General features: G+C 46.5%; 23 protein-coding genes and 1 pseudogene. 20 read left to right on the forward strand and 4 right to left on the reverse strand.

Annotation, left to right across the window (positions count from 1 at the left end):
* Positions 1-8: 8 nt before the first annotated feature.
* The 7 genes and pseudogenes from NLX82_RS21845 to NLX82_RS21875 all read left to right on the forward strand — a co-directional run bounded on the left by NLX82_RS21845 (position 9) and on the right by NLX82_RS21875 (position 8,011).
* Positions 9-971 (forward strand): carbohydrate ABC transporter permease, encoded by a 963-nt coding sequence (locus NLX82_RS21845; protein ID WP_023987071.1) that lies wholly within the window; start codon positions 9-11, stop codon positions 969-971.
* Positions 972-974: 3 nt separating this feature from the next.
* Positions 975-1,814, forward strand: coding sequence for a carbohydrate ABC transporter permease (locus tag NLX82_RS21850; RefSeq protein WP_023987072.1), 840 nt, complete (start codon positions 975-977; stop codon positions 1,812-1,814).
* Between the two features lie 334 nt (positions 1,815-2,148).
* Positions 2,149-3,435, forward strand: coding sequence for a threonine ammonia-lyase IlvA (gene ilvA, locus NLX82_RS21855; protein WP_069080226.1), 1,287 nt, complete (start codon positions 2,149-2,151; stop codon positions 3,433-3,435).
* A 220-nt stretch (positions 3,436-3,655) separates the two neighbouring features.
* Positions 3,656-4,630 carry an arabinan endo-1,5-alpha-L-arabinosidase AbnA gene (abnA, locus tag NLX82_RS21860; protein WP_013308827.1) on the forward strand — a complete coding sequence of 325 codons (975 nt, stop codon included), beginning with the start codon at positions 3,656-3,658 and terminating at the stop codon, positions 4,628-4,630.
* A 211-nt stretch (positions 4,631-4,841) separates the two neighbouring features.
* Complete coding sequence (locus NLX82_RS21865) at positions 4,842-5,909, forward strand: FecCD family ABC transporter permease (protein WP_370671136.1); 1,068 nt, start codon at positions 4,842-4,844, stop codon at positions 5,907-5,909.
* Positions 5,909-6,934, forward strand: a pseudogene (locus tag NLX82_RS21870) (FecCD family ABC transporter permease). Before NLX82_RS21865 ends, NLX82_RS21870 begins: the two are co-directional and overlap by 1 nt.
* 129 nt (positions 6,935-7,063) lie before the next feature.
* Positions 7,064-8,011, forward strand: a complete 948-nt coding sequence (locus NLX82_RS21875; protein WP_023987077.1) for an ABC transporter substrate-binding protein — start codon at positions 7,064-7,066, stop codon at positions 8,009-8,011.
* A gap of 161 nt (positions 8,012-8,172) precedes the next feature.
* On the opposite strand, the gene NLX82_RS21880 is transcribed toward NLX82_RS21875, so the two are convergent.
* Positions 8,173-8,604 carry a hypothetical protein gene (locus NLX82_RS21880; RefSeq protein ID WP_013308831.1) on the reverse strand — a complete coding sequence of 144 codons (432 nt, stop codon included), beginning with the start codon at positions 8,602-8,604 and terminating at the stop codon, positions 8,173-8,175.
* A gap of 197 nt (positions 8,605-8,801) precedes the next feature.
* On the opposite strand from NLX82_RS21880, the gene NLX82_RS21885 reads away from it, so the two are divergent.
* From NLX82_RS21885 to NLX82_RS21895, 3 genes are all read left to right on the forward strand, one after another.
* Positions 8,802-9,101: a hypothetical protein gene (locus tag NLX82_RS21885; protein ID WP_023987079.1), complete on the forward strand. Its 300-nt coding sequence runs from the start codon at positions 8,802-8,804 to the stop codon at positions 9,099-9,101.
* Between the two features lie 271 nt (positions 9,102-9,372).
* Entirely contained in the window at positions 9,373-10,197 is an 825-nt protein-coding gene (locus tag NLX82_RS21890; RefSeq protein ID WP_023987080.1) for an alpha/beta hydrolase, read from the forward strand.
* A 92-nt stretch (positions 10,198-10,289) separates the two neighbouring features.
* Positions 10,290-11,081, forward strand: coding sequence for a dioxygenase family protein (locus tag NLX82_RS21895; protein ID WP_023987081.1), 792 nt, complete (start codon positions 10,290-10,292; stop codon positions 11,079-11,081).
* A 72-nt stretch (positions 11,082-11,153) separates the two neighbouring features.
* Here the strand turns inward: NLX82_RS21895 and NLX82_RS21900 are convergent, their stop codons facing one another.
* Both NLX82_RS21900 and NLX82_RS21905 read right to left on the reverse strand, forming a co-directional pair.
* Entirely contained in the window at positions 11,154-12,077 is a 924-nt protein-coding gene (locus NLX82_RS21900; protein ID WP_028542000.1) for a hypothetical protein, read from the reverse strand.
* 213 nt (positions 12,078-12,290) lie between these two features.
* A complete protein-coding gene (locus tag NLX82_RS21905) occupies positions 12,291-12,809 on the reverse strand; it encodes a DoxX family membrane protein (RefSeq protein WP_023987083.1) in 519 nt (172 codons plus the stop codon).
* A 249-nt stretch (positions 12,810-13,058) separates the two neighbouring features.
* Between NLX82_RS21905 and NLX82_RS21910 the strand changes: the two genes are divergently transcribed.
* The 6 genes from NLX82_RS21910 (at position 13,059) to corA (ending at position 19,903) form a co-directional block, all read left to right on the forward strand.
* Entirely contained in the window at positions 13,059-14,153 is a 1,095-nt protein-coding gene (locus NLX82_RS21910; protein ID WP_254349055.1) for a DUF3048 domain-containing protein, read from the forward strand.
* A 188-nt stretch (positions 14,154-14,341) separates the two neighbouring features.
* Positions 14,342-14,956 (forward strand): DUF47 domain-containing protein, encoded by a 615-nt coding sequence (locus NLX82_RS21915; RefSeq protein WP_007428879.1) that lies wholly within the window; start codon positions 14,342-14,344, stop codon positions 14,954-14,956.
* 14 nt (positions 14,957-14,970) lie between these two features.
* On the forward strand, positions 14,971-15,960 hold the full coding sequence (locus NLX82_RS21920) for an inorganic phosphate transporter (RefSeq protein ID WP_023987085.1): 990 nt from the start codon (positions 14,971-14,973) through the stop codon (positions 15,958-15,960).
* A gap of 240 nt (positions 15,961-16,200) precedes the next feature.
* Entirely contained in the window at positions 16,201-17,649 is a 1,449-nt protein-coding gene (locus NLX82_RS21925) for an amino acid ABC transporter substrate-binding protein/permease (RefSeq protein ID WP_023987086.1), read from the forward strand.
* On the forward strand, positions 17,642-18,370 hold the full coding sequence (locus NLX82_RS21930) for an amino acid ABC transporter ATP-binding protein (protein ID WP_254349056.1): 729 nt from the start codon (positions 17,642-17,644) through the stop codon (positions 18,368-18,370). The genes NLX82_RS21925 and NLX82_RS21930 overlap by 8 nt, the downstream gene beginning before the upstream one ends.
* Before the next feature lie 573 nt (positions 18,371-18,943).
* Entirely contained in the window at positions 18,944-19,903 is a 960-nt protein-coding gene (gene corA, locus NLX82_RS21935) for a magnesium/cobalt transporter CorA (protein WP_254349057.1), read from the forward strand.
* 6 nt (positions 19,904-19,909) lie between these two features.
* Here the strand turns inward: corA and NLX82_RS21940 are convergent, their stop codons facing one another.
* The gene (locus NLX82_RS21940) at positions 19,910-20,425 is read right to left on the reverse strand and encodes a tyrosine protein kinase (RefSeq protein ID WP_076159976.1); all 516 of its coding nucleotides are present in this window, start codon (positions 20,423-20,425) and stop codon (positions 19,910-19,912) included.
* A gap of 226 nt (positions 20,426-20,651) precedes the next feature.
* On the opposite strand from NLX82_RS21940, the gene NLX82_RS21945 reads away from it, so the two are divergent.
* The 4 genes from NLX82_RS21945 (at position 20,652) to rlmD (ending at position 24,814) form a co-directional block, all read left to right on the forward strand.
* On the forward strand, positions 20,652-20,942 hold the full coding sequence (locus NLX82_RS21945; protein ID WP_007428885.1) for a YerC/YecD family TrpR-related protein: 291 nt from the start codon (positions 20,652-20,654) through the stop codon (positions 20,940-20,942).
* Positions 20,942-21,730, forward strand: coding sequence for a sirohydrochlorin chelatase (locus NLX82_RS21950; RefSeq protein WP_076317402.1), 789 nt, complete (start codon positions 20,942-20,944; stop codon positions 21,728-21,730). The genes NLX82_RS21945 and NLX82_RS21950 overlap by 1 nt, the downstream gene beginning before the upstream one ends.
* A 173-nt stretch (positions 21,731-21,903) precedes the next feature.
* Positions 21,904-22,785, forward strand: coding sequence for a diacylglycerol kinase (locus NLX82_RS21955; RefSeq protein ID WP_013308843.1), 882 nt, complete (start codon positions 21,904-21,906; stop codon positions 22,783-22,785).
* 205 nt (positions 22,786-22,990) lie between these two features.
* Positions 22,991-24,814, forward strand: a complete 1,824-nt coding sequence (rlmD, locus tag NLX82_RS21960; protein ID WP_254349058.1) for a 23S rRNA (uracil(1939)-C(5))-methyltransferase RlmD — start codon at positions 22,991-22,993, stop codon at positions 24,812-24,814.
* Positions 24,815-24,822: the final 8 nt, after the last annotated feature.

Genomic DNA, 24,822 nt, shown 5'->3' on the forward strand with positions numbered 1-24,822 from the left:
TGAGATTCATGGCAACGCCCGTTCATACGAACGCTAATGTACCGACAGGTCAGCCGCCACAGCCTCAGCGTCCGACCAGAAGCCGATGGAGTCGCTTTATTCATTCCAGCCGTACGGCACCGTATGTGTTTGTCCTTCCATTTTTACTGTCCTTTGCGTTATTTTTTGCCTATCCGGTCATATCGACGGTCATTATGAGCTTTCAGGAAGTCCTGCCAGGGATAACAACTTATGTTGGACTGGAAAATTATAAGGACTTAATCAATCCTACGTTTGGAAAGGCGATATTGAATAGCGTCCTGTACACGCTCCTTACCCTGGTCGTGCTGATTCCTCTGCCGCTGGTATTGGCGGTATTGCTGAATTCGCCTAAAATGCCGGGCAGAGGGTTGTTTCGCTCCGTGATGTTTATCCCTGCACTAACCTCAGTGGTGGTAGCAGGAACGATCTTCCGCCTCATGTTCGGGGAATTGGATGGTTCGCTGATGAACTCCCTGTTGGGGGTATTCGGTCTGGAGCCTTACAAATGGCTAATGAATGCGAACACCGGCTTTTTAGCGTTGATTGTGCTGGCCTTGTGGAGATGGTTGGGCGTAAATATGTTGTACTACATGTCGGGACTCCAGAACATTCCTCCTGAGTTGTATGAGGCTGCGCAAATTGATGGAGCCAGTCGTTTCGATTCATTTTGGCGGATTACGATTCCTATGCTGAAACCAGTAACGATCTACGTATTTACGATTAGCATTTATGCGGGGTTGTCCATGTTCACGGAGAGCTACATGTTGTGGAACGGAAATAACTCCCCGAATGATATTGGTTTAACAATTGTTGGCTATCTCTATCGCCAAGGTCTGGAGCAGAACAGTATGGGATTCGGAGCTGCGGTGGGCATTGTATTGCTCGTATTTACACTCGTGCTGAACCTGATCCAGCTCAAATTTTTCGGTATGTTCCGGAAGGAGGATTAAGCGATGGCTCAGAAACAAAAAGGCTCGTTATCCGCATTGCTCGTTGTCCTGTTCATTCTGTTTGCCGGGTTTGCCCTGTTTCCGCTATTTGCCGTGACGCTTGCCTCGTTCAAGCCATCGACGGAGCTGCTGCGCTACGGCTTGAATCTTAAGCTGGAGTGGGGCATCATGTCCTTGAAAAACTATGCGTTCATCTTTCAGGGGACGACGGATTATTTTCAATGGTACTGGAACAGTATTGTCATTACCGTCTTGTTTACGGTGTTATGTCTGATATTGTCCGCGATGGTTGGCTACGGTCTGGAGATGTACCGTTTTAGATTGAAAAATGTGATTTTCACACTGGTACTGGTCGTGATGATGATCCCGGTAGAAATTATCATGCTGCCGCTCTACAAGCTAATGATTGGCATGAAGCTAATTAATACAGTATGGGGCGTAATTCTACCCTTCGTCGTCGCGCCGATCCCGATCTTTTTCTTCCGTCAATATTTGAGTGGTGTTCCCAAGGACTTCATGGATGCTGCGCGGGTTGACGGCTGTTCAGAATATGGCATTTTCGTGCGGATTATGATGCCTCTGATGGCGCCTGCATTTGCGGCAATGGCTATTTTGCAGGCGATGAACAGTTGGAATAACTTCCTGTGGCCGATGATTGTATTACGTACCAACGACATGCTGACACTGCCAATTGGACTGTCCAGTCTGCTGACGCCGTATGGCAACAATTATGATGTGCTGATCGCGGGATCCGTTTTGGCTATTTTACCGATTCTCGTCGTGTTCCTGTTCTTCCAGCGTTACTTTATTGAAGGGATGACGGCAGGCGGAGTAAAAGGATAATTGGAAGGGTATTAAATAGAGCAATGGAATACAAGAAATGTGCAACGTCAGAAAAGGCTGATCGGGTATTGTCCCGGTCTGCCTTTTTTTAGATTCGATTGATTTTCATTCTCATTTTCATGACTATCATCTGCACAAGCTATGGGTAAACGTGGTATGATATTTGAAAGATTTCAAATACAGCACTTTGCATAATTCGATTCCTGACGCTCAAAAGTACAATATATAGACGAACTAAACCGTTTCGATCTGTATATTGCTGATTTGAAATCGCTCTTGGGGTTTATGCAAAATGCTCAAATACAGAAATATTCAGGCGGAGCGTGGAGAACCTATGGAACCAACAGAAACCCAGAAAACTGACCCGACCATGGCGTCAACCGTTGGCATGGAAGATATTGTACGAGCGCATCATATGCTGCGTGAGGTGATTGTACGTACACCTTTACAGAGGGATGCCGTCCTATCGGCCAAATATAACTGTAATGTGTATCTGAAAAGAGAGGATCTCCAAGTCGTGCGGTCCTTTAAAATCCGTGGAGCTTACAACATGATCCGTAGCTTGACCCCTGAGCAAATGGAAAAAGGAATCGTGTGTGCGAGTGCAGGGAATCATGCGCAAGGTGTGGCTTTTTCATGTAATGCTCTTGGTATCCACGGTAAAATATTTATGCCGAGTACAACGCCCAATCAGAAGGTCAAGCAGGTTCGTCGCTTTGGCGGTAACAGTGTAGAGGTCATTCTGACCGGAGACACGTTTGATGATGCCTATGACGAGGCCATGAAGGTGTGCAGCGAGCAGGCAATGACCTTCATCCATCCGTTCGATCAGCCGAAAATTATTGCGGGCAATGGTACGATTGCGATGGAAGTGATGGAGAGCCTAGATACACCTATGGACTATGTGTTCGTAACGATTGGCGGCGGCGGTTTGGCGGCAGGCGTAGGTACGTATGTTAAAACCGTGAGTCCGTCCACCAAGGTAATTGGCGTGGAACCCCTCGGCGCGGCGTCGATGACGGAAGCGATGCGTGTGCACAAGGTGGTTACACTGGATCAAATAGACAAATTTGTTGACGGAGCTGCAGTGAAGCGTGTGGGTCAGCTGACATACGATATTTGTAAGCATACCTTGGACGATATTGTGAAGGTACCGGAAGGCAAAGCATGTACCGCGATTCTGGAGCTGTATAATGAAAATGCGATTGTTGTGGAGCCTGCGGGCTCACTGCCTGTTGCAGCACTTGATCTGTATCGCGAGCAGATTCAAGGCAAAACGGTTGTCTGTATCGTCAGCGGTGGTAACAACGATATAGATCGTATGCAGGAGATTAAGGAACGGTCCCTCATTTACGAAGGACTGAAGCATTATTTTATGGTGAATTTCCCGCAAAGAGCTGGGGCACTGCGTGAGTTTCTACAGGATGTGCTTGGACCAGACGACGATATTACTAGGTTTGAATATACGAAAAAGAATGATAAGGAAAATGGACCAGCTCTGGTCGGCATTGAGCTGTTCCACAAGGAAGACTATCTTCCTTTAATTGAACGAATGAACCGCAAGGGGCTTAAATACACGGAACTGAACAAAAACGAAAATCTATTTAATATGTTAATTTGAAAAGGAGCCTATGGGCTCCTTTTTTGTATCAGAATTTTGCAAAATCCTCGTATGTATATTGTTATGCGTAGTTTACGAATTTCTTTTTATTTGAAATAAAGCGTTTACAAAACTGAATGTGATAGGTTAATATATGGGTAACTTCATAAGTATAAACACTAATGTAATAGGTGTGTCACCTGAATTTCATTATAAGATACTCATTCGGAGGTGCGAAAGAATGTTGAAGGCATGGAAAAAATCAGTACAGAGTAAATTGACCCGAACGGCGTTTGCTGCCGTAACCTCGGCTGCTTTAATGCTGTCAGTGATGCCATCTGCATCCGCAGAGCATTGGGCGTTAACTGGCGATGTGGCAGTGCATGATCCGTCCATTACGAAGGAAGGCAACGCATGGTATATTTTCTCCACAGGGCAGGGGATACAGGTTCAAAGATCGGACGACGGACGCAATTTTTACAGATTGCCGCAAATATTTCTGTCGCCGCCATCATGGTGGAAAACGTATGTACCTAAGCAAAAGACTAACGATGTATGGGCACCGGATGCTCAAAAGTACAATGGACGGGTATGGCTGTACTATTCCATTTCTACTTTTGGTGCCCGGACCTCGGCTATCGGACTAGCTTCCGCAACGAGCATTGGCGCGGGGAGCTGGAGAGATGATGGACTAGTGCTGCGTACGACGGATGCTAACGATTATAATGCTATTGACCCGAATCTCGTCATTGACGCTTCCGGTAACCCGTGGCTTTCCTTTGGTTCATGGAATTCAGGCTTGAAAGTGACTCGACTGGATAAAAATACGATGAAGCCTACGGGCCAGATCTATTCTATCGCCAAGCGTACGGCTGGTGGTTTGGAAGCGCCACATGTTACATACCGCGACGGCTATTATTATCTGTTTGCTTCCATTGATAACTGCTGCAAAGGCGTAGACAGTAATTATAAGATTATTTACGGTCGCTCTACTAGTATTACCGGACCGTATGTGGACAAGAGCGGCAAAAGCCTGATGGATGGCGGTGGAACGATACTGGATGCAGGGAATGACCGTTGGAAGGGACCGGGTGGACAATCTGTCTATAACAACAGTGTGATTGCACGTCATGCCTATGATGCCACTGATGGTGGAAATCCAAAGCTTCTGATTAGTGATTTGAAATGGGATTCGGCAGGCTGGCCTACGTACTAAAGAGAGGACCGTTTGGAGTCATTTGTGCAGTAAAATCATATAGATATATTCAAAAACTGTTCCTCCTAAGGGGAACAGTTTTTGGCTTGCAATGTCATAGAAACATGCTATTATGTATCAAGTTGATAATAATTATCATTATCGTTATAAGAGACGTGATGATTTTCAGGTATGGAGGGAGTGACCTCACCAAATGCAGTCCAAAGACAGCATGGACAAACATACAGCTCTGACAGAGAGGGCAGTTCCTGAAGTAGACATAACAGCACGTCCAGTGCTTCGAGCGGGTAGGGTTCGGCAGGCGTTGTTGTTCACAGCTTCGGCTGTATTGTTGGCTTTGGCCATATTCGCCGCCATTTCTCTCGGAGCCAAGGATTTGACCGTAAGCACCGTGTGGTCGGCAGTATTTCACTATGATCGTTCGCTAATGACCCATCAGATCATTCACGAGCTGAGATTACCGCGTGTACTCGGTGCAGCTGTTATTGGAGCTGCGCTGGCGGTGGCAGGCTCTCTGATTCAGGGTATTACACGAAACCCGCTGGGAGATACAGGTGTGCTGGGCATTAACGCAGGAGCGATGTTTGTAGTTGCAGTGAGTTTTGCCTTTTTCCCCAATCTACCTTATGGGACGTTAATAGTATTGTCGTTCCTGGGGGCGCTGATGAGTACCTTACTAGTATTTGGTCTGGGAGCATCTGCACCGGGAGGATTGACACCTATGAGATTGACGGTGTCTGGAGCTGTGACGGCTGCCTTGTTAGGTTCCATGACTTCGGGGATTGCGATTTATTTTGATCTAAGTCAGGATTTAGCCTTCTGGTATGCGGGTGGCGTAGCCGGGATTAAATGGTCGCAGCTTGAGATTCTTGCACCGATTTTGCTTATTGTGATCGCCTGGTCTATGGGGCTGGCACGTTCCATTTCGCTGATTTCGATGGGCGATGAGGTGGCGTTAAACCTTGGGTTGAATCTCAGGCGTATCCGGCTTTTGGGTCTGCTGACTGTAGTGGTACTGGCCGGCCTATCTGTATCGGCTGCCGGAGCCATCGGCTTTGTAGGTTTGGTTATCCCACATATCGCTCGCAAGCTAATCGGTGTGGATTATCGCCAGATCGTGCCGTTGTCTGCGTTATTGGGAGCCGTATTACTGGTGCTGGCAGATTTGGGAGCGAGAATGGCAAATCCGCCAGAGGAGCTAGCTATTGGGATTATGGTGTCTTTTATCGGAGTACCCTTTTTCCTCTTTCTCGCCCGTAAGGAAAGGAGGGATTTATAGTGAGTCGCTCTTTAGGGATTGGGGACACAAGAACGAAAAAGGCTTGGCTCGTTTGTTTGGTATTGGCGGGGATCAGCTTTGCTGTCCTTGTTTTGGGTTTGAATACCGGAACGATTCGTATTCCACCGCTACGTGTGCTGGATACGTTGTTTGGCGGTGGCAACGGACGTGATCATATCGTTCTGTTCGAATATCGTCTGCCACGTATTGCTGTAACGGTGCTAGCTGGAGCGGGACTAGGCGCAGCCGGGGCGGTCATGCAAGGCTTGTCACGGAACGCACTTGCTGATCCGGGAGTGCTCGGTCTTCATGCGGGGGCTGCGTTGTGACTGGTGATGTTCGTTAGCTTTTTTCGCGACCTGGACGGATCGGCCGCCGTTCTGATCCCCTTGTTTACCTTTGCAGGAGGTGTCATTGCGGCGGTGCTAATTGTTTTGTTGTCCTATAACCGCAGCAGAGGAATCGTGCCGGTGCGTCTGATTTTGTCCGGCATCGGTGTAGCCTCGGGTCTTAGCGCCATAACGCTGTATTGGTCGTTGCGGCTGGATGAGGATACGTACGCATTTACTGCACGTTGGTTGGCTGGCAGCGTTTGGGGCCGGGATTGGATACACGCAGCGGCTTTGTTGCCTTGGATAGTCATTGTATTACCCTACGTTCTGTCGCAGACGCGCAGTCTGAACAATCTGTCGTTGGGCGACGAGACCGCAGCTGGAATCGGCACAAATGTGAAGCGCCAGCGTCTATTACTGCTGGGCGCAGCCGTGGCTCTATCCAGTGCCAGCGTATCCATGGCTGGAGGCATCGGTTTTATTGGGCTGATTGCGCCTCATCTGGCTCGCCGTCTGGTTGGGCCGATGTACCAGCATTTGCTGCCAGTAGCCTGTTTGGTCGGGGTCGTTATTCTGGTCACCGCAGACACGATTGGGCGTTCGGTGTTTCAGCCGAATGCGATTCCCGCAGGTGTGGTGGTTGCTGTGGTAGGAGCTCCATACTTTTTATTCCTGTTGTCCCGAACAAAATGACAGAAGGAATAGGTACATATGAAATCATATGATGCAAATGATGCAACCCGTTGAAATTAATAACTAAGCAGAAGCCTTCTATATTGATCATTATAATGTAGAGTTTCTGTAGCATAGGAGAGAGTAAACATGAGAAAGCACAAATTTGAGGGTTCAGATTTTAAACGTTCATGGGTAGTCACAACTCTTGTTGTATGCATGATCATGCTGTCCGCTTGCGGACAAGCAGCCGACAAACAGGCTACCGATACGAAAGCGGCTGGCAGTGCGCAGACAACCATTAGTGCGGATTCGCGCATTGCTTCGATGTCTATTCATTTGACAAACAACCTGCTGGCATTGGGCATTACTCCGGCTGGTTCGGTCATTGGTGGAGATGTGAAGGATTTTCTGCCCCATGTAAAAGATCGTCTTCAAACTACACGTAAGCTAGGTGTTGTCACAGACCCGGATATGGAAGCGGTATTGGAACTTCAACCTGATCATATTTTTTTGGACAAAAAATATTCGGGAACCGATGTGGCCAAGTTTGAAAAAATTGCGCCGACCGAAGTTTTTGATCTGGATGAAGGCACATGGAAGGATCAATTGAAAAAAATAGCTGCTATGGTCAAACATGAAGCACAGGCAGACGCATTTCTAAAAGATTATGATACACAGAAGGAACGAGTCAAAAAGCTGATTCATTCAAAAATTGGGGACGGAACGGTTATGGCTGTACGTGTGACGGCGAAAGAGGTTCGTGTTATGGGGATGAAGCGTCCCGTAGGACCGCTGTTGTATCAGGACTTGGGTTTGAAGCCAGCCAAGGGTGTAGAAAAGATCAACAAGGCTTATCAAGTTGTTTCCCAAGAGGTTTTACCGGATTATGATGCCGATGCGATCCTTGTTATCATCAGTAAAGGCGCGGATGCCCAAAAGGTATACAAACAGCTGGAAGGAAATACAGTATGGCAAGGTCTCAAAGCGGTGAAGCAAGGGCATGTCTACATGTTGGACGGACAGCCTTGGCTGGACTATTCCGCGATGGGACATAAAATTGCTCTGGATAATGCAGAACAACTATTTTCCAAATAAGTTTTAAAGTATATCAAGCCGTATTCCCCCATGCAGCTTCTTGCAGGCCAGGAGTACGGCTTTTTGGCGCACGCTCAAGCTGTAAGTCGGTTGCCTGATCGAAATGGAAAGGAGCTGCTATGATCCAAAATGAGGCAGCTCCATATAATGAGAATTGCGGGCTATGAACGCTTTTTACGCAGAAAAATCGGTTTGAGTCCAATAAAGCCGATGGCGGCGAGAATTAAATTTACCCAAGGTGAGATCCTGAATACCGGCAGTACACTGCGCAGCGCCAGTCCGGCGACAAGAATCACGACAACTAACACAACATACATCAAGATGGATTTGAGATTCATCTGGGGCTTTACAGGGGCATGGTCTGGCTGTTGTGTCTCCTCGCCTTCTTCGGGACGGTCCATAAAATTCATCAGGGCTTCAACGAGTAGAATGGCTCCTGCGGCGATGATGATAAGGGTGGATAGGCTGATTTTTTCAAAGGGTTTGATATCCCCACCTGTAAAGGTGACAAACCATCCGATAATTGCCTGTGTCAAAAAAAACATAGACAAGGCAATCCATGCAATAAGCGTATAATTTTTTGCTTTATTCATTTCTTCCTCCTGCTTTATGAGCGTATTCCGGGGTGATGGAACCGCCATTTCGTAACAAAGACAGTATACGTGAGGAAGCGTCGGATGGCAAAAGACTTTATCTATAAAATGTATATTACCGCTGCATTCTCCTCAAACTGGATACAGGGTGAGCACATAGAGCAACCTGAATATAAACGTTAAGAGGGTGTGGCATCATGAAACTGGAGAACCAGGCAGATTATTCAGTCCAAAAACGATTAGCAAACGCTTCGAACAGGAATAGCGGGGTGGCCTCGTCTACAAATGTGAGTCACCGGAGTGTTCAAGGAACTTCTCCAACCTACCGTATACTGGACGATATTGAAGTGGCTGAGGATACAGAATTTGCAGGTGAACTAGGTGCACAGAACTACCGCAGCCTGTGGCATGAGGATGAACATAACGGCGCCTCTTGTAAGCTGGAGTGGGAGGGACGAACGGAGACCCACCAAATGTTTAGGAACAGCTACGAATAACGAATGTCTACTTTAATGTAGTGGATTCACTCTAATAAGTGTAGTATAGCGTTCTCCGGAATCGCACCGGGGAGCGCTATTTGTTTACTTTTTTAACGATGTGAACTGACAGGTTGACAAGGAAGCAGGGCGATGATAGACTGACTTTACTATAAAACTTATTAAACTTATCGGAATTAAAGTGAATGAATATCCTGGATGGATATTCCACGTTACTATATGAGCTTGAATTCATAAATGTGTAGTGAAGCTTGAAACAGGGGGAATCAGGATGGAACGGCAAATTGGAATTCGCTTTGAACATGAAGAGCTGGCCGCAACAATTCATTATCCAAACCGTACAAATGAGGGAGAGCGTCAGAGACGAGTTCCCCTCGTTGTTATATGTCACGGTTTTGTGGGCAATCGTATCGGAGTAGATCGATTATTCGTCAAGACTGCGCGTGAACTGGCCGAAGGGGGATACTTTGTCCTGCGCTTTGATTTTGCCGGTTGTGGGGAAAGCACAGGTGAATACGGCAAGCAGGGGCTCGAATCCATGATTAATCAGACACGTACCGTGTTGGATTACGCCGTCAATTGTGCGGACATTGACCCAACCAAGGTGACGCTGATCGGTCACAGTCTGGGGGGCGCGGTTGCCCTTCTCACAGCCGTACGGGATAAGAGAGTACAAAATCTGGTTCTTTGGTCAGCAGTGGGCTATCCATTCAACGACATCGTCAAAATTACGGAGCGAAGCGTGTACGATGAGTCTGTTAAAACCGGTCATGCCGACTATTTGGGCTATAAGTTTACGCCTGCTTATTTTGAGTCGTTAGCTCAATTTCAGCCGTTCCAGGAGGCCGTTAAATTTAACGGAGATGTGCTCGTTGTTCATGGCACCTCGGATGATATTATTCCTGTGGATTATGCATTTCTGTTTCAAAAGATATTCTGGATGCGTCCAGAGGGACGCTGTGATAAAGAGATTATTTTCCAGGGGGATCACACTTTCTCGTCAGGTAAAGAGCGGCAACGGCTCATTGATCGGACACTTGAATGGCTGGATGAACAGGAAAATATTCAACGGGATTGGCAGCACTGGATGATCTGATTTCAGTGTGTAACGGATTGTATTGGAAATTGCGCCTCCGCCGGAGTAAAATGGAAGAGTAACACTATACTGGCGTGTGGAGGTTGGCAGCGATGACATTACCCTCAATTTTTGTTGCGCATGGTTCACCGACACTGGCTGTAGAAAATAACGCATATACCAGCTTTCTTGCAAAGCTGGGCGCGAGCCTGCCCCGACCCAAAGGAATTGTCATTTTTTCAGCGCATTGGGATAGCCCCGATCAATGTATTGGCGCGGATGATCAGCATGCAGCGTTGCACGATTTCTATGGCTTTCCCGAAGAAATGTACTCAATCGATTACCCTGCACCAGGCGATCCGAAGCTGTATGAGGAGATAGAGCATCTGTTCAGTCAGCATAACCTGTTCCACCAGCCGGTTCGGAACCGAGGACTGGATCATGGAGCATGGGTGGTTTTGCGGCATATATATCCTGATGCGGACATACCGGTCGTACCCTTATCCATTGATTCTCGGCGCGCTCCCCAGGAGCAATACGAGATTGGACGGATGCTGGCGCCTTTGCGAGAACAAGGGATTTTGATTATCGGTAGCGGCGGATTGGTCCACAACTTGCGGACACTCAAGCAGACGAGTGAGCCAGCCGATTGGGCCGTTCAATATGATGACTGGATTGCACAGCAGCTCCAAGACTGGAATTTGCGTCACCTATTCCAATATGACAAAAAGGCTCCATATGCCAAACAGGCGGTACCTTCTTATGGAATAGAGCATTTTTCACCTTTGTTTTATGCGATGGGGGCTGCGGATCATGAGCGCTCTGCGCATAAGCTTTTTCAGTCGTATGTCCTTGGCTCGTTGAGTCTCAATTGTTGGGCTTTTGGTCAAGAAAGTGATACGTAAATGTAAAAAAGAACTTCCGAATCCACATGGTGTGTGGGAATGGAAGTTCTTTTGTGTATTTTGCGTTTTTGATTAATTAGAAGGCACGTTCTTTTTAAGCCAAGTGGATACCTGCGTAGTACGCTGATCTCCATTTTGATCCAACAGTGTCATAAATGCTTTCAGCTTTTGAATGTAGGTACTCTTCGAATCCATATTACGTTGAACGACGAATTGATACCCTTTTTTCGCATTCGGATGAATCTTCCCGGTATCATAATCGAATAATGGCGTATTGTTCGTGCCATAGAAAGTATAGAAGAAGTACAGATCGTGCAATTTTTTTATAGCTTGTGTACGGTTGGAATGAGGATATTGGTTTAAAAATGCCTCCTGTGCCAGCACTCGTCCGGCTAACTGTTGATAGCCGATACGGAGCGCGGCATCCTTGGTAGCCGCCTGTCCGGATTCCATCGCCATGATGTCAATATAGCTGCGGATATCTGTCGTGGTGTGCTTCCCGAAGACTTTATATTTTTCATAGTTGATGACTGGGTAGTACATGCCTTCTGCAGTTTCAAGTTTGTAGCCGGCATCTCTTGTTTGAGTTAGCAACTTTTTCAGGTTCACATCGCTTGAACGGATGATTACATTTGTGAACGAATCACCGGGTTTATAGATTTGATTTATTTTGGTTTGAACAGAGGCCGGGTATAAGGTCTTTGCATAGGAATCCAATTGCTGTTTCTGCGCATTTTCCAGATGAAGCACCATGATGGTAGCTTGAGAGGCTGGAATGGATTGAATATGCTTTTGCAAATAAGTGAATGCCTGAGGTAGCTTGTCGGGTTGGCGTAGTAGCTGCTCGAAGGTCTTGGAGATAAGTTGTACACTTTCTGCCTGAGATGTCGTAGTAGACGTCGCCGCTTTGACTGATGTCGTATATCCCAATCCCATAGTCTGCACTGTGAAAGTTACGGCTGCGAGCATGAGATAGGCTTTGGTAATTTTTTTCATGATATAACCCTCCATTACGTTCTTTGATGTAACTGTAGTGTATAGGGTAAATGTATCGTGAGCATTCCATGTTGTATCCAACTTGTAAACGTTTGGGGGGATGATGAATCCGATAAAAGAGTTCGAGTTAGAAGGAGCTGAAAGACCTCTTGTGAGCATAACAGCACAAAAAAAATAACCATTACCCGGAGGATAACGGTTATTTTGGGATGTTTAAGCTATTTTTCGACTAGGGTCCGCTGGAAAGGTATCTTTATTTTTACGAAACAGTCCACGCAGGAAGGGCAGTACCCAACGGTCAAAGCCAATTCTTCCGGCATTTGCACCAGCAACTACAAGGAAGATTTCAAACAGCAGGTAGATTGCATTGGTGCTTACTGTACCCGAGAACAGGAACGAGAAGTTCATAACCATAGCCATCAAAGCAGCCAGTGTAGTCAATGTACCGAGAAGCAGGCCAACCCCTACCAAGAACTCACCCAATGGGATCAGGACGTTGAACAAACCTACATTCGGCAGGGCAAAGGCTTCGAGGAACGATCCCCACCAGCCTTGTACAGCGGGATGGTCTCCACCTGTTTTAGCAATGGCCCCCGAGATAAATCCGCCTGCATCGAATCCACCTGTCAGCTTTTCAAGTCCGTGGGTCATCCATTCATACCCTAGATAAACCCGTACTACAGTCAGCAACCACATTGCGACTTTGTTCTCACGTAACCAGCTGTTAAACATTCAAACCACTCCTCTTTCTTAATCTATAATGTTGGTTGTATTTCATTTTGTTGGGGATGATCATCTTTGCTACACCTTTATTGTAGTAGGTTCAGTTACAGTTATTTGTGATAAAAATCACAAAGTCTAAATATTTTTTAAATTTTAATGTCTTCAGATAAGTATTCTATAGATTGGTCATGCTTCAATCAAGACAAAAACAGGAAATAAAGCTTATAATGAGAAAAATAACTAAGTGGAGGGATGAACTTGTCCGGGCCCATTTCCCAACGAAATCATTGGTTGCGTGTGATGGCCTCAGCTCTGTTATGCATGACGCTGATGTCTTGTTCTGCTATGTCCAATACGGGTGAATCTGAATCCGTTCCCCAACTGACCAAGCAAGAAACAGAGAAGGAGGCACTTGAACCGCCGAAGGAGCAGTCTATTCCGGCATTTACAGCTCCGCTCACCGGTCTTCCGGTGGAGCAGCCAGTTTTGGAGCGACCGCTCGCTGTCATGATCAACAATGCTCCGGCTGCACGTCCACAGGCAGGACTTAGCCAGGCAGACATGGTATATGAAGTTCTTGCAGAAGGTGGGATTACCCGTCTGGTCGCTTTTTTCCAAAGTCATGGCGGAGATGTAAAGATCGGACCGGTCCGTAGCATTCGACCGTATTTGATTGAGCTGGGCGAAACCTATGGTGCGTTGCCGATACACGCAGGAGGAAGCACAGATGCCTATGCGATTTTACAGCAGCAGCGGAAGGAACATCTGGATGAGATTTCAAATGGAGGGGCTTACTTCTGGCGAAGCAAAGATCGTCGTCCTCCACATAATTTATACACAGACGTGAACAGACTGCGCAAAGGAAGCGATAGTAAAGGGTATGCCAAGCAGACGGACGTTCCAGTATATTCTTACCTCAAATCCGGTGAAACCCCAGTTATGGTGGACGAGACTGCATCATCTTTACAAATTCGGTTTTTGCTTAAAAGCTATCGGGTATCTTATACCTATGATCCAGCGGATCAACAATATAAGCGTTTTGTGAACGAAAAGTCACATGTGGATCAAAATAATAACCAACAGCTCTCAGCAGCCAATGTCATTGTGATGAGCGCTAGACATCGAACGTTGGATGATGTAGGCAGATTAAGTGTTGAGTTGGACGGTAGCGGAGAGGCCATGGTGTTTCGACAAGGACGGTTAATACAGGCTGAGTGGCAACATACACCAGGTGATGCGATTCGTTTTATGAAAAATGGGGTTGAAATCCCGTTAACACCAGGTACATCCTATATACATGTGGTACCTGCAGATACTTCACTAAAGGAACATGTAACCATAGAAGCAAATTAGAAAACGAAATACACCTTTTTAGGGAAAAAATGTCGGATAATGACCTTCCATGTCGGGCAATGTATACGTATATCATTAAATTTGCTTTTACAAACATTACAAAAACATTGATGAGTGTGATAAGATAGCAAAGGTTGTCTATTGCAGTCGAAACAGGTTGCGGATATTTTCGTAAAGGGGTAATCGTTATGAGATTGAAGAAAAAGGATATATTCTTCGAGACGTTGGAAAATATGGCAGATACGATCGTGCAAGCAGCCGATTATTTTGCCCAACATACTTCAAATCTTCAGGATGTAACTTTGTTTACAAATGAAATGAAGAAGTATGAAAATAAGTGTGATGATTACACACACACGATTATTACTGAGCTGAACAAGACCTTCATTACGCCGTTGGAACGCGACGACATCATGGAACTGACAACAACCATGGATGATGTGTTGGACGGTCTTGAAGCGACGGCTTCTCGTTTTTATATGTACAATATTACGGAGCCGGACGAGTATATTGTGCAGTTCGCTGATATTTTGCGTCAATCAGCTTACGAAATTCAGAAAGCTGTGCATTTGCTTTCACAGAAAAAATTGCTGGCCATTCGTGAATACACTATTCGCCTGAATGATTTGGAAAATCAGGGGGATGAATTGTTGCGTATTTGCATTAAAAACCTGTTTGCAACTGTAACTGACCCTATTGAACTGATTAAACGCAAAGAATTGTACGAACGCCTTGAAACGACAACGGATTCATGCGAGGATGTTGCAAATATGCTGGAATCCATCATTATGCGTAACTCGTAAGGGAGTCCTTTTACATGGATACAAGTTTATTGGTATTGGGTATTGTTATTTTTCTTGCTCTTGCATTTGATTTTATTAATGGTTTTCATGATACGGCGAACGCGATTGCAACTTCGGTATCGACCCGTGCATTGACCCCGCGACGTGCGATTATTATGGCTGCGGTCATGAACTTTCTCGGGGCAATATTGTTTACAGGGGTTGCGAAGACCATTGGTGGAAGTGTCGCTGATCCAACCAAGCTTACGAATGGAATTGATATCGTCATTGCGACGCTGATCGCTGCGATTATCTGGAACCTCTTAACCTGGTGGTTCGGTATTCCTTCATCCTCTTCTCATGCATTGATTGGTGCATTGGCTGGAGCGGTGTATGTAGGTGCGGGATCGGATAAATTAAACTGGAGCGGCTTCATCGGGATTGTCGAAGGACTTATTTTCTCCCCGTTGATTGCTTTTGTTGTCGGTTACATCGTGATGATGATTTTAAAATATATCTTCGCTCATCGTAGTCCGCATACGGTGAACAAAGGGTTTCGTACAATGCAGGTCATTACAGCAGCGCTTCAGTCGTTCACGCATGGTACGAATGATGCTCAAAAGGCGATGGGGATTATTACATTCGCACTCGTTTCGGCGGGGTATCAGGACCATTTGGAAGTACCCATGTGGGTAAAAATTTCAGCCGCAACAGCCATGGCGCTGGGTACGTCTATCGGGGGCTGGAAAATCATCAAGACGATGGGAACCAAGATTTTTAAAATCGAGCCAATTAACGGATTCGCAGCTGACATTTCGGGAGCCTCTGTTATTTTCACAGCTACATTGCTTCATTTGCCCGTAAGTACTACTCATGCCATTACTTCGGCTATTTTGGGTGTGGGTTCTGCGAAGCGCTTTTCCGCTGTGCGTTGGTCGCTGGCCGGTCGAATTATTATTACTTGGGTGATAACCATACCGATTGCTGCACTGTTATCTGGATTGATTTTCAAAATTCTTTTTTAGTTCATTATTATTTCTTGAAAAAAAGGTACACACTATAGAATACACAATAAGCTTCCGTCCGCTTTTTGCGGCAGGGGCTTATTGGCATTCTAGGATAAAACTGCTTCTTCAAAGTTCACACATCCAGATAGTTCCATGAAACGTTTTTCAAAAAATACCTGACATCAAAGTAGTCAATTTTTAATAACTCCTGTAGAATAAACAGAAAACTTTGAACCGTTCAACTGACTGGAGGAAATTATGCAAAAATCTAGAAAACTAATAGCGCTCATGATTTGTTTGTTTTTTGTGGTTGCCCTGGCCGGTAATTTCGGTGTAGTGGCACATGCAGAAAATAAAACAAAGTATGATATTGGCACGGATACAACGTTCGCGCCTTTTGAGTTTGAAGATGTAGATGGTAAATTTGTCGGTATCGACATGGATTTGCTGGCAGCTATTGCCAAGGATCAGAATTTTGAATATACCATTAAGCCCCTTGGCTTTAACGCGGCAGTGCAGGCCCTTGAAACGAATCAAGTGGATGGTGTCATTGCCGGGATGAGTATTACCGATGAACGCAAGCGGAAATTTGATTTTTCCGAGCCTTATTTTGATTCAGGCGTCGTCATGGCGGTCCGCAAGGATAATGATACGGTTAAACGCTATGAGGACTTGAAAGGGCAGCGTGTCGCTGTCAAAACAGGAACGGAAGGTTACACATTCGCAGAATCCATTAAGGCCAAATACGGCTTTACTACAGTACCGTTCGACGATTCTTCTCAAATGTATGATGAAGTTAAAACAGGTAATTCGGTTGCCTGCTTTGATGACTATCCGGTACTGGCATACGGTGTAAACCAGAATAACGGCCTTAAGCTGGTAACAGATAAGGAAAAAGGTGCTTCTTACGGGTTTGCTGTTAACCAAGGCAAGAACCAAGAGTTGCTGGAGAAATTTAATGCAGGGCTTGTTAATCTGCGCAATAGCGGGGAATACGATAAAATTTTGGCTAAATACCTTGGCGAGTCTGGCAAAGGTGTGGCGCCTGTAGAGACCAGCCGTTGGGGACTGATTTCCGCTTCGCTGCCTTCGCTGATTAAGGGCATGGGAAATACGTTGCTGTACACACTTGTATCTTTACTCGTAGCCTTTATCCTAGGATTGGTGTTTGGCTTTATGAAGGTAAGCCATAACAAGGTGTTCCGTGGTATTGCAACTGTATTCGTCGATATATTCCGCGGTATTCCGCTGATCGTGCTTGCTTTCTTTATTTACTTTGGTATTCCACAGGCACTGGATTTCAAAATGCCGCTTTTTGTCGCGGCTGTATTGACGTTATCCCTGAATGCGGGCGCGTATGTAACTGAGATTATCCGTGGTGGTATTCAGTCCATTGATCCGGGACAAATGGAAGCAGCTCGTTCGCTTGGTCTACCCTATCGGACGGCTATGCTTAAAATCATTTTGCCACAAGCTGTGAAAATCATGATCCCGTCGTTTATCAATCAGTTGGTTATTACGTTGAAGGATACGTCCATTTTGTCTGTTATCGGTTTGGTCGAATTGACCCAATCGGGTAAGATCATTATTGCGCGGACATTCCAATCCTTTGATATTTGGCTGGTAGTAGCGGTGATGTATCTTATCGTCATTACAGTCCTGACCAAAATTTCCAACCGTCTTGAAGGGAGAGTTCGCCGTGGGTAAAATTATCGTTAAAAACCTGAAAAAAAGCTATGGTAGTAATCAAGTGCTAAAGGGCATCGACATGCAAGTACGTGAAGGCGAAGTTGTGTGTGTCATTGGCCCGTCTGGTTCGGGGAAAAGTACGTTTTTGCGTTGTATGAACATGCTTGAAGAAATTACCGCAGGTGAGGTCATTGTCGATGACTACAACTTGAGTGACAAAAACGTGGACATTAACAAAGTCCGTGAAAATATAGGTATGGTATTTCAACATTTCAATCTGTTTCCGCATATGACTGTGCTCAAGAACATTATGTTCGCGCCGACTGAACTGGGCAAACAGTCCAAGGCAGAGGCTCGGGAAACGGCTTTGAAGCTGCTGGATCGTGTAGGTTTGGCCGATAAGGCAAATGCACTGCCAGGACAGCTTTCCGGCGGTCAGAAACAGCGTGTGGCGATTGCACGTGCGCTGGCAATGAGCCCAGACATTATGCTGTTTGACGAGCCTACCTCGGCGCTCGATCCTGAAATGGTGGGCGAAGTGCTCGGCGTAATGAAAGATCTGGCGCGTGAAGGCATGACGATGATGATCGTAACGCATGAGATGGGTTTTGCACGCGAAGTAAGCGACCGTGTCGTGTTTATGGACGGTGGTTACATCGTAGAAGAAGGAACGCCACAAGAGGTATTTGGTAATCCGAAAAATGAGCGGACCATTAGTTTCTTGGAGAAGGTATTGTAAGTGGGCAAGGTTTGCCGTGAGTGCAGGTAAGGACGTAGTGTGCGATCGCTCCGCAGTCCATTTGATCTTTCGATCGCTGTTGCCCCTGGATTTTTTTGGATTATATAAGATCTTATAAGGTGAAAATTCAGGGGCAAAGGCGAACGCTCCGCTTCTCCAGATTCAAATGGAGCGCTCCGCTACTACTTGCTGAGCGCTCCTTTCTTCGCAAAAGCCTGCCCCATTTTAAATGGGGGGGTATAGGCAGAAGGAATTGGCGCAGCGCTTTGCTTGCTGCGCCGAGGGGGATATAGCGAGGTAAGCATCCGACCGCTTAGTGGCTTTTCGTGTGCATCTTTAATGAACGTGAGTGATTTTTCTTTTATGATGCTTATTTTCGTAAGTGGAAGGCTTGCTTTGAAGATAAGAACTACTCTGCACGAGGATAAAGGATATCTTGGGAGGCATGTTGGCCCGGAGATATCCTTTTCTTTATTAAAAGGAATTTAGAACTTGAGATTTGTATAATGTTAATTGGCTTATATAAAATATAAATAACATATCAGACGGAAGTGTAAGCGAGGGGGACGTACGGTGATACGTACATTGGCTATAGGTCATGATCATCAGGTAACAGTGGGAAAACCATTGGATCTGATCGTCATGGAGGATTATATATGGATGTGGGTAGATTTTAGCGAGCCTACAGATCGCGAGACGGAGCTGCTGACGAGTTATTTTCATTTTCACCCATTGGCTGTGGAGGATTGTATGCATGTTCTGCAACGTCCCAAATTGGATTATTACGAGGATGTGCAGTTTCTGGTCGTGCATGCGCTTGATGTAGATACGTTAGCTGCGGAAGAAGTGGATATGTTTATTAGCAGTCGTTTTTTGGTTACATATCACCATCATGAGTTAGAGGAGCTGGATCAAGCCTGGGAGCGGATTGTCCAGCATGCGAATGAACGCAAAATATGGTCGCGAGGACCGCTGGCTGCAGCCTACACGGTGATGGACAAGCTGGTAGATAACTATTTTCCGAGCCTTTTTATGATTGAGGATGAATTAGCCGAGCTGGAGGGCTTGGGCGGTCGCGAATCCGTAGAGGAATTAATGAAGCAGGTGTTTGACCTGCGTGGCAGGCTGCTCAAGCTGCGCCGTACCATCGTACCCATGCGTGATCTAATGTACCGAGTTTTGAATTCGCAGCATGTGCAGGGCCAAGGAGACCATATGGCTTATTTTACCGATATATATGATCATTTATTGAAGCTGACAGACATGCTGGAGGCCGACCGCGAGATGACAGCCGACCTGAGGGACAGTTATATATCGCTCAATTCCAATCGCATGAATTCAATTATGAAGACGCTGACCGTAATTACGACCGTTTTTATGCCCTTGACGCTGATTGCAGGAATCTATGGTATGAATTTTTCGAATATGCCCGAGTTGGGCTGGAAATATGGATATTTTGGCGTACTGTTCTTCATGTTTTTGTTGAGTGTTGCAATGGTGGTCTGGTTTATGCGCCGAGGCTGGTTCAAATAGTATAGTCTACTTTCTTTTGCGCTTGCGCGGACGTCTGCGTGGGGTAGTGGTGCTTTTGCGCTGCGTCTTTTTCCGACGTGGGCGTGGTGGTGTGTATTCATCCAATTCCTCGGTGATATCTGTTGCAGAATTTTTGCTCGCGGATTTGCCGAATGCTGGGAGCGAACCCATAATCAGCTTCGCCATTGGAGCAAATTGCTGCACACTGGACATGACCTTTTGCACCTTGCCGACTGTAGCAACAATTCCATCAATACCACCCATACGGTCAATGAAGCCTTTGATTTCGTTGAGATTACTGAGGTTGCCAAGACCCCCAAGCAGTCCTCCTTTGGCTGGAACCGGGTCTGGTGTGACCACGGCAGAATCCGTAATACTCGCTGGCGCCTCGTAAGGAACCAGCCCGGAAGAACCGGCTTGCGGAACCTCGTTGTATGGATCGAGTCCGGGATAAGGAGATGAACTATACGGATCGGAAAGGGAACGCTGTAGCGGCCTCCGATGATAGTAGTGTCCAGGCATGAGATCACATTCCTTTGCAGGTTGATACTCTACTGTATGTTACAAACGCACAGTGGGTTTAGGCGCGTGTCCCGAAATCAGGTATAAAAGCGGATTTGGGCATTCGTACGGTACGTTTCTATGGTCATAATGTTGTTCTGTAATGCGTGAAACCGTTAATGCTTGAAAAAGCGACTATTCCTCGGGTACAATGAGGAGAGATCGTAACCTTGGGAGATGATAATCCATGCAGCTTAAGAAGCTTAATGATAAAAGTATTGATCAATTGTTCGAAGCTATTTTAACTCTTAAAAATTTGGAAGAGTGCTATGTATTTTTTGATGATCTGTGCACGATTAATGAAATTCAATCCCTCTCCCAACGTCTAGAGGTTGCCCGTATGCTAGGCAAAGGCAGCACATATAATCAGATTGAAGCAGAGACAGGGGCCAGTACAGCCACCATTTCACGTGTTAAACGTTGCCTGAACTATGGTAATGATGGGTATAAAATGACTTTGGAACGTCTGGGACGCTAATGCGGAGCCCTGGGATACTGGTAATCAGCCACGGCTCTAGGGAGCCTTATTGGGTGGAACAGGTGGATCAGGCAGTTGCAAAGCTCCATTTGCCGGAAGAAATACCGGTAGAGGTTTCATTTTTGGAAACGGTTAAAGAAAGATTGATTCAAAATGGTATTGACCATCTGGAAGCCTTGGGTGTAACAGATATATTGGTTATACCTTTGTTTGTGTCATCAGGCAGTACGCATGTAGATGAGATTAGCTATGCGCTGGGTGTCAAAGATGCGCCGGACAAAGAAACAGATTTGAAGCCGTTTCGAATGAAGGCGCGAGTACATTTTGGCAGCCCGCTGGATGATGGAGAAGATGTTGCCCGCATGGTGTGGGACAAGGTTCGCCCGCTGTCGGCCGACCCTGCGAGAGAGGTTATTTTACTCGTAGGTCACGGCAGTGTGCACAACGGCTTTTTTCAGCGCTGGGAGCAGGGGATTTCTTCCCTGGCCCGTACGGTGCAAAGCGTGAGCGGTATCATCACGGACCACGCTTTGCTAAATCCCGAGAGTGTGTACGACAAGGCAGCGTATTGGAATCAGGAGCGGGGTCATGATGTTATTGTGGCACCGCTATTTTTGAGTTCTGGATATTTTACAAGTCACATAATTCCTAAACGCTTGCAGGGGCTCGAATACCGTTATTCAGGAGATCCTTTATTGCCGCATCCTTTGCTCACAAGCTGGATGGATAGACAAGTTCGTGAATTATTGCAAAGTGTGCAGAAGCAAGCAAGGTCAAGTCATAGGTAGTCTAGTTCGGCTATAGCGTCATCTTAGCCTTAAATTTCCTTATTTGGGCAAAGTCTGGCTTCTTTTATTGTAAAAGAGGTCTTTTTCCAGTATGATGATATTTTGTACAGACTGAATGTGATGAACTGCTATGTGAATATAAATATCATTAAATATACGGGTGGCGTAACGGAATGAAAAGAGCTAGATTAATCTATAATCCGACCTCTGGGCGTGAGGAAATGAAGCGTCGTCTTGCGGATGTTTTGCAGCGCCTGGATGAAGGTGGTATTGAAGCCTCTTGCCATGCAACTACGGGTGAAGGGGACGCAACGCGTGCCGCAATAGAGGCCATTGAGCGTGGGTATGACATGATTATCGCCGCTGGTGGCGACGGTACATTGTATGAGGTCATTAACGGGATGGCTGAAAGAGAAAACCGCCCGCCCCTGGGTGTGTTTCCTTTGGGGACGACGAATGATTTCGCCAGGGCACTGGGCATCCCCAAGCACTGGGAGGATTATTGCGACCTAGTTATTCGTCAAAATCCGAAGCCACTGGATATAGGAAAAGCGAACGACCGCTACTTTATCAACATTGCAGGCGGGGGAACTTTAACCGAGCTTACGTATGAAGTTCCGAGCAAGCTAAAAACGATGATTGGCCAGTTGGCGTATTATTTTAAAGGCATGGAGAAGATGGTCAGCCTTGCTCCACAGGAGCTGATCATCAAGGCATCGGGTCAGGAAGTGATCCACGACGAGTTTATGCTCTTCCTGATTGCGAATACGAATTCGGTGGGCGGGTTTGAAAAGCTTGCTCCTGGGGCGACAATAGATGATGGACTGCTTGACGTCATCGCTGTGCGGAAATGCAATCTGGCGGAAATGATCCGATTGGTAACACTTGCGCTGCGTGGTGAGCATTTGCAGGATAAGAAGATAGTTTATTTTAAAACAGATTACATGGAAGTGACCTCACCCGGTTACGTCCAGCTTAATCTGGATGGCGAACTGGGCGGCACCTTGCCAGCGACCTTCCGGAATTTACCTCATCATTTGAATGTTTTCCGGTGAGAAATAATGAGGAAATACTTCTGTTTCCGAGCGGCAACGCAATATAGTATACGGAATTCAGAGTAGGTAGTTGTTTTTGTGAACATATTGGTTCTTGCCGTTCTCCGTGGGGAGTAACGGCATTTTCGAGTTGATGTTTGTATACTTGGATGACGTTAGTATTGTATGTAGCGCATAAAAAGAAGATCAGAAAGAAGTGACAATCATGACGAATAACCGTAGCGGACGTGGAAAAAGCCGCCGGAATACAGCAACAGTAACTCCTGTTCAAGGAAATCAGCACAAAAAGACTATGAAGGCGACAAGAGAGAGAGAACCGGAACAGTCTCGAGTTAGAGCTGGAAATGGGCTGCTTCAAGCCGAAATCAAACATAAAAATGGAAATATGAATGAAGTGGCTCAGAAGAAAAGGGAAAATGGACGAAATATTCGTCGTTCTTCCAACGGTGGACGAAGTCAGGAAGCTTCCAATCGTAACCGGTCTAGTGTAGAGCGTAGCGATCTGCCTGTGCAAAAGAACGATGAGGCCGTGATAGACATCATCGGCATGAACCACGATGGCGAGGGCGTAGGACGTGTCGAGGGTTTTACGCTGTTCGTTCCAGGTGCGTTACCGGGTGAAAAGGTTCGAGTAAAGGTGTTAAAAACGAAAAAGCAGTATGGGTATGCCAAGCTGCTGGATATTGCGCAGGCTAGCCCTGACCGGATTGCAGCTCCGTGCGCCATCTACGATCAATGCGGTGGCTGCCAGATCCAGCATATGAGCTACGAAGCGCAGCTCAGCTGGAAACGCCAGCATGTCGTGGACGTGCTGGAGCGTATCGGGAAGCTGAGTGTGGCTACAGAGCCAAGTGAGCATACTGCACAGGTTTTGGCTGCTTCTGCGGATACAGATGGTGAGGCCGATACAGTCACGACTTCTGATTCGGCCATGAATGCGGATGGAAATGCCGACAGCATGTCGCGTGTACATGGCGTAGTCGTGCATCCTACACTCGGTATGAGTGAGTCTTGGCGATACCGCAACAAAGCCCAGGTGCCGATTGGTGTCACCGAGGGTGGGCTTGTCGGCGGTTTCTACGCACGTGGCAGCCATCGAATTGTGGATATGAACACCTGTCTCATTCAGGATGAGCGTAATGACGAAGTTGTCGCACGTGTGAAAGAGATTGGCCGAATGCTGGGCATAAGTGCATATAATGAAGAAACCGGACGTGGGCTGCTGCGCCATGTCGTTGTAAAGACTGCTTTTCGCACGGGTGAAATGATGCTGGTGCTCGTGACGAATGGGCGAGATATTCCGCATGCAGATGCGTGGATCGGCAGTATCTGTGAGCATATCCCACACGTGGCAAGCATATGCCAGAACGTGAATACGAAGCGAACGAACGTTATTTTTGGCGACGAGACTCGTGTACTGTGGGGTCGTGACGTGATCTACGACTACATTGGAAACGTACAGTTTGCGATTTCCGCGCGATCCTTTTATCAGGTGAATCCCGTACAAACGGAAGTGCTGTATAGCAAAACTGTCGAATATGCCGGGCTCACGGGCAAAGAAACGGTAATTGATGCGTATTGCGGCATCGGCACGATTTCTTTGTTTCTCGCCCAGCATGCGGACCAGGTGTATGGGGTCGAAATCGTCAAAGAAGCCATCGACGATGCACGGAGTAATGCGCTATTGAACGAAATGCGTAATGTGAAATTTGAGGTAGGCGCGTCCGAGGACGTCATTCCTGCATGGAAAGAGCAAGGCATCACCGCCGACGTTATCGTCGTCGATCCACCCCGCAAGGGCTGTGATCCACGCCTACTCGACACCATTCTGGAGATGAAGCCAGAGCGCGTGGTGTATGTATCGTGTAATCCAAGCACATTGGCACGGGATTTAAGGATATTGGAGGATGGCGGGTATAGTACTGTGGAAGTGCAACCCGTAGATATGTTTCCGCATACGGTGCATGTGGAGTGCGTGGCGATGCTGGTTAAGGATTTTATGGCCCATGCGCTACAGAAAACAGATTAAATGAATGT

Origin of the sequence: Paenibacillus sp. A3M_27_13 (genome assembly GCF_024213315.1) — a bacterium.
In the GTDB taxonomy this organism is placed as follows: Bacteria; Bacillota; Bacilli; order Paenibacillales; family Paenibacillaceae; genus Paenibacillus; species Paenibacillus polymyxa_B.

Coding starts and splice junctions, on each gene's coding strand:
- NLX82_RS21845 (WP_023987071.1), top strand. CDS start 9: ATGGCAACGCCCGTTCATACGAACGCTAATGTACCGACAGGTCAGCCG.
- NLX82_RS21850 (WP_023987072.1), top strand. CDS start 975: ATGGCTCAGAAACAAAAAGGCTCGTTATCCGCATTGCTCGTTGTCCTG.
- ilvA (WP_069080226.1), top strand. CDS start 2,149: ATGGAACCAACAGAAACCCAGAAAACTGACCCGACCATGGCGTCAACC.
- abnA (WP_013308827.1), top strand. CDS start 3,656: ATGTTGAAGGCATGGAAAAAATCAGTACAGAGTAAATTGACCCGAACG.
- NLX82_RS21865 (WP_370671136.1), top strand. CDS start 4,842: ATGGACAAACATACAGCTCTGACAGAGAGGGCAGTTCCTGAAGTAGAC.
- NLX82_RS21875 (WP_023987077.1), top strand. CDS start 7,064: ATGAGAAAGCACAAATTTGAGGGTTCAGATTTTAAACGTTCATGGGTA.
- NLX82_RS21880 (WP_013308831.1), bottom strand. CDS start 8,604: ATGAATAAAGCAAAAAATTATACGCTTATTGCATGGATTGCCTTGTCT.
- NLX82_RS21885 (WP_023987079.1), top strand. CDS start 8,802: ATGAAACTGGAGAACCAGGCAGATTATTCAGTCCAAAAACGATTAGCA.
- NLX82_RS21890 (WP_023987080.1), top strand. CDS start 9,373: ATGGAACGGCAAATTGGAATTCGCTTTGAACATGAAGAGCTGGCCGCA.
- NLX82_RS21895 (WP_023987081.1), top strand. CDS start 10,290: ATGACATTACCCTCAATTTTTGTTGCGCATGGTTCACCGACACTGGCT.
- NLX82_RS21900 (WP_028542000.1), bottom strand. CDS start 12,077: ATGAAAAAAATTACCAAAGCCTATCTCATGCTCGCAGCCGTAACTTTC.
- NLX82_RS21905 (WP_023987083.1), bottom strand. CDS start 12,809: ATGTTTAACAGCTGGTTACGTGAGAACAAAGTCGCAATGTGGTTGCTG.
- NLX82_RS21915 (WP_007428879.1), top strand. CDS start 14,342: ATGAGATTGAAGAAAAAGGATATATTCTTCGAGACGTTGGAAAATATG.
- NLX82_RS21920 (WP_023987085.1), top strand. CDS start 14,971: ATGGATACAAGTTTATTGGTATTGGGTATTGTTATTTTTCTTGCTCTT.
- NLX82_RS21925 (WP_023987086.1), top strand. CDS start 16,201: ATGCAAAAATCTAGAAAACTAATAGCGCTCATGATTTGTTTGTTTTTT.
- NLX82_RS21940 (WP_076159976.1), bottom strand. CDS start 20,425: ATGCCTGGACACTACTATCATCGGAGGCCGCTACAGCGTTCCCTTTCC.
- NLX82_RS21945 (WP_007428885.1), top strand. CDS start 20,652: ATGCAGCTTAAGAAGCTTAATGATAAAAGTATTGATCAATTGTTCGAA.
- NLX82_RS21950 (WP_076317402.1), top strand. CDS start 20,942: ATGCGGAGCCCTGGGATACTGGTAATCAGCCACGGCTCTAGGGAGCCT.
- NLX82_RS21955 (WP_013308843.1), top strand. CDS start 21,904: ATGAAAAGAGCTAGATTAATCTATAATCCGACCTCTGGGCGTGAGGAA.
- rlmD (WP_254349058.1), top strand. CDS start 22,991: ATGACGAATAACCGTAGCGGACGTGGAAAAAGCCGCCGGAATACAGCA.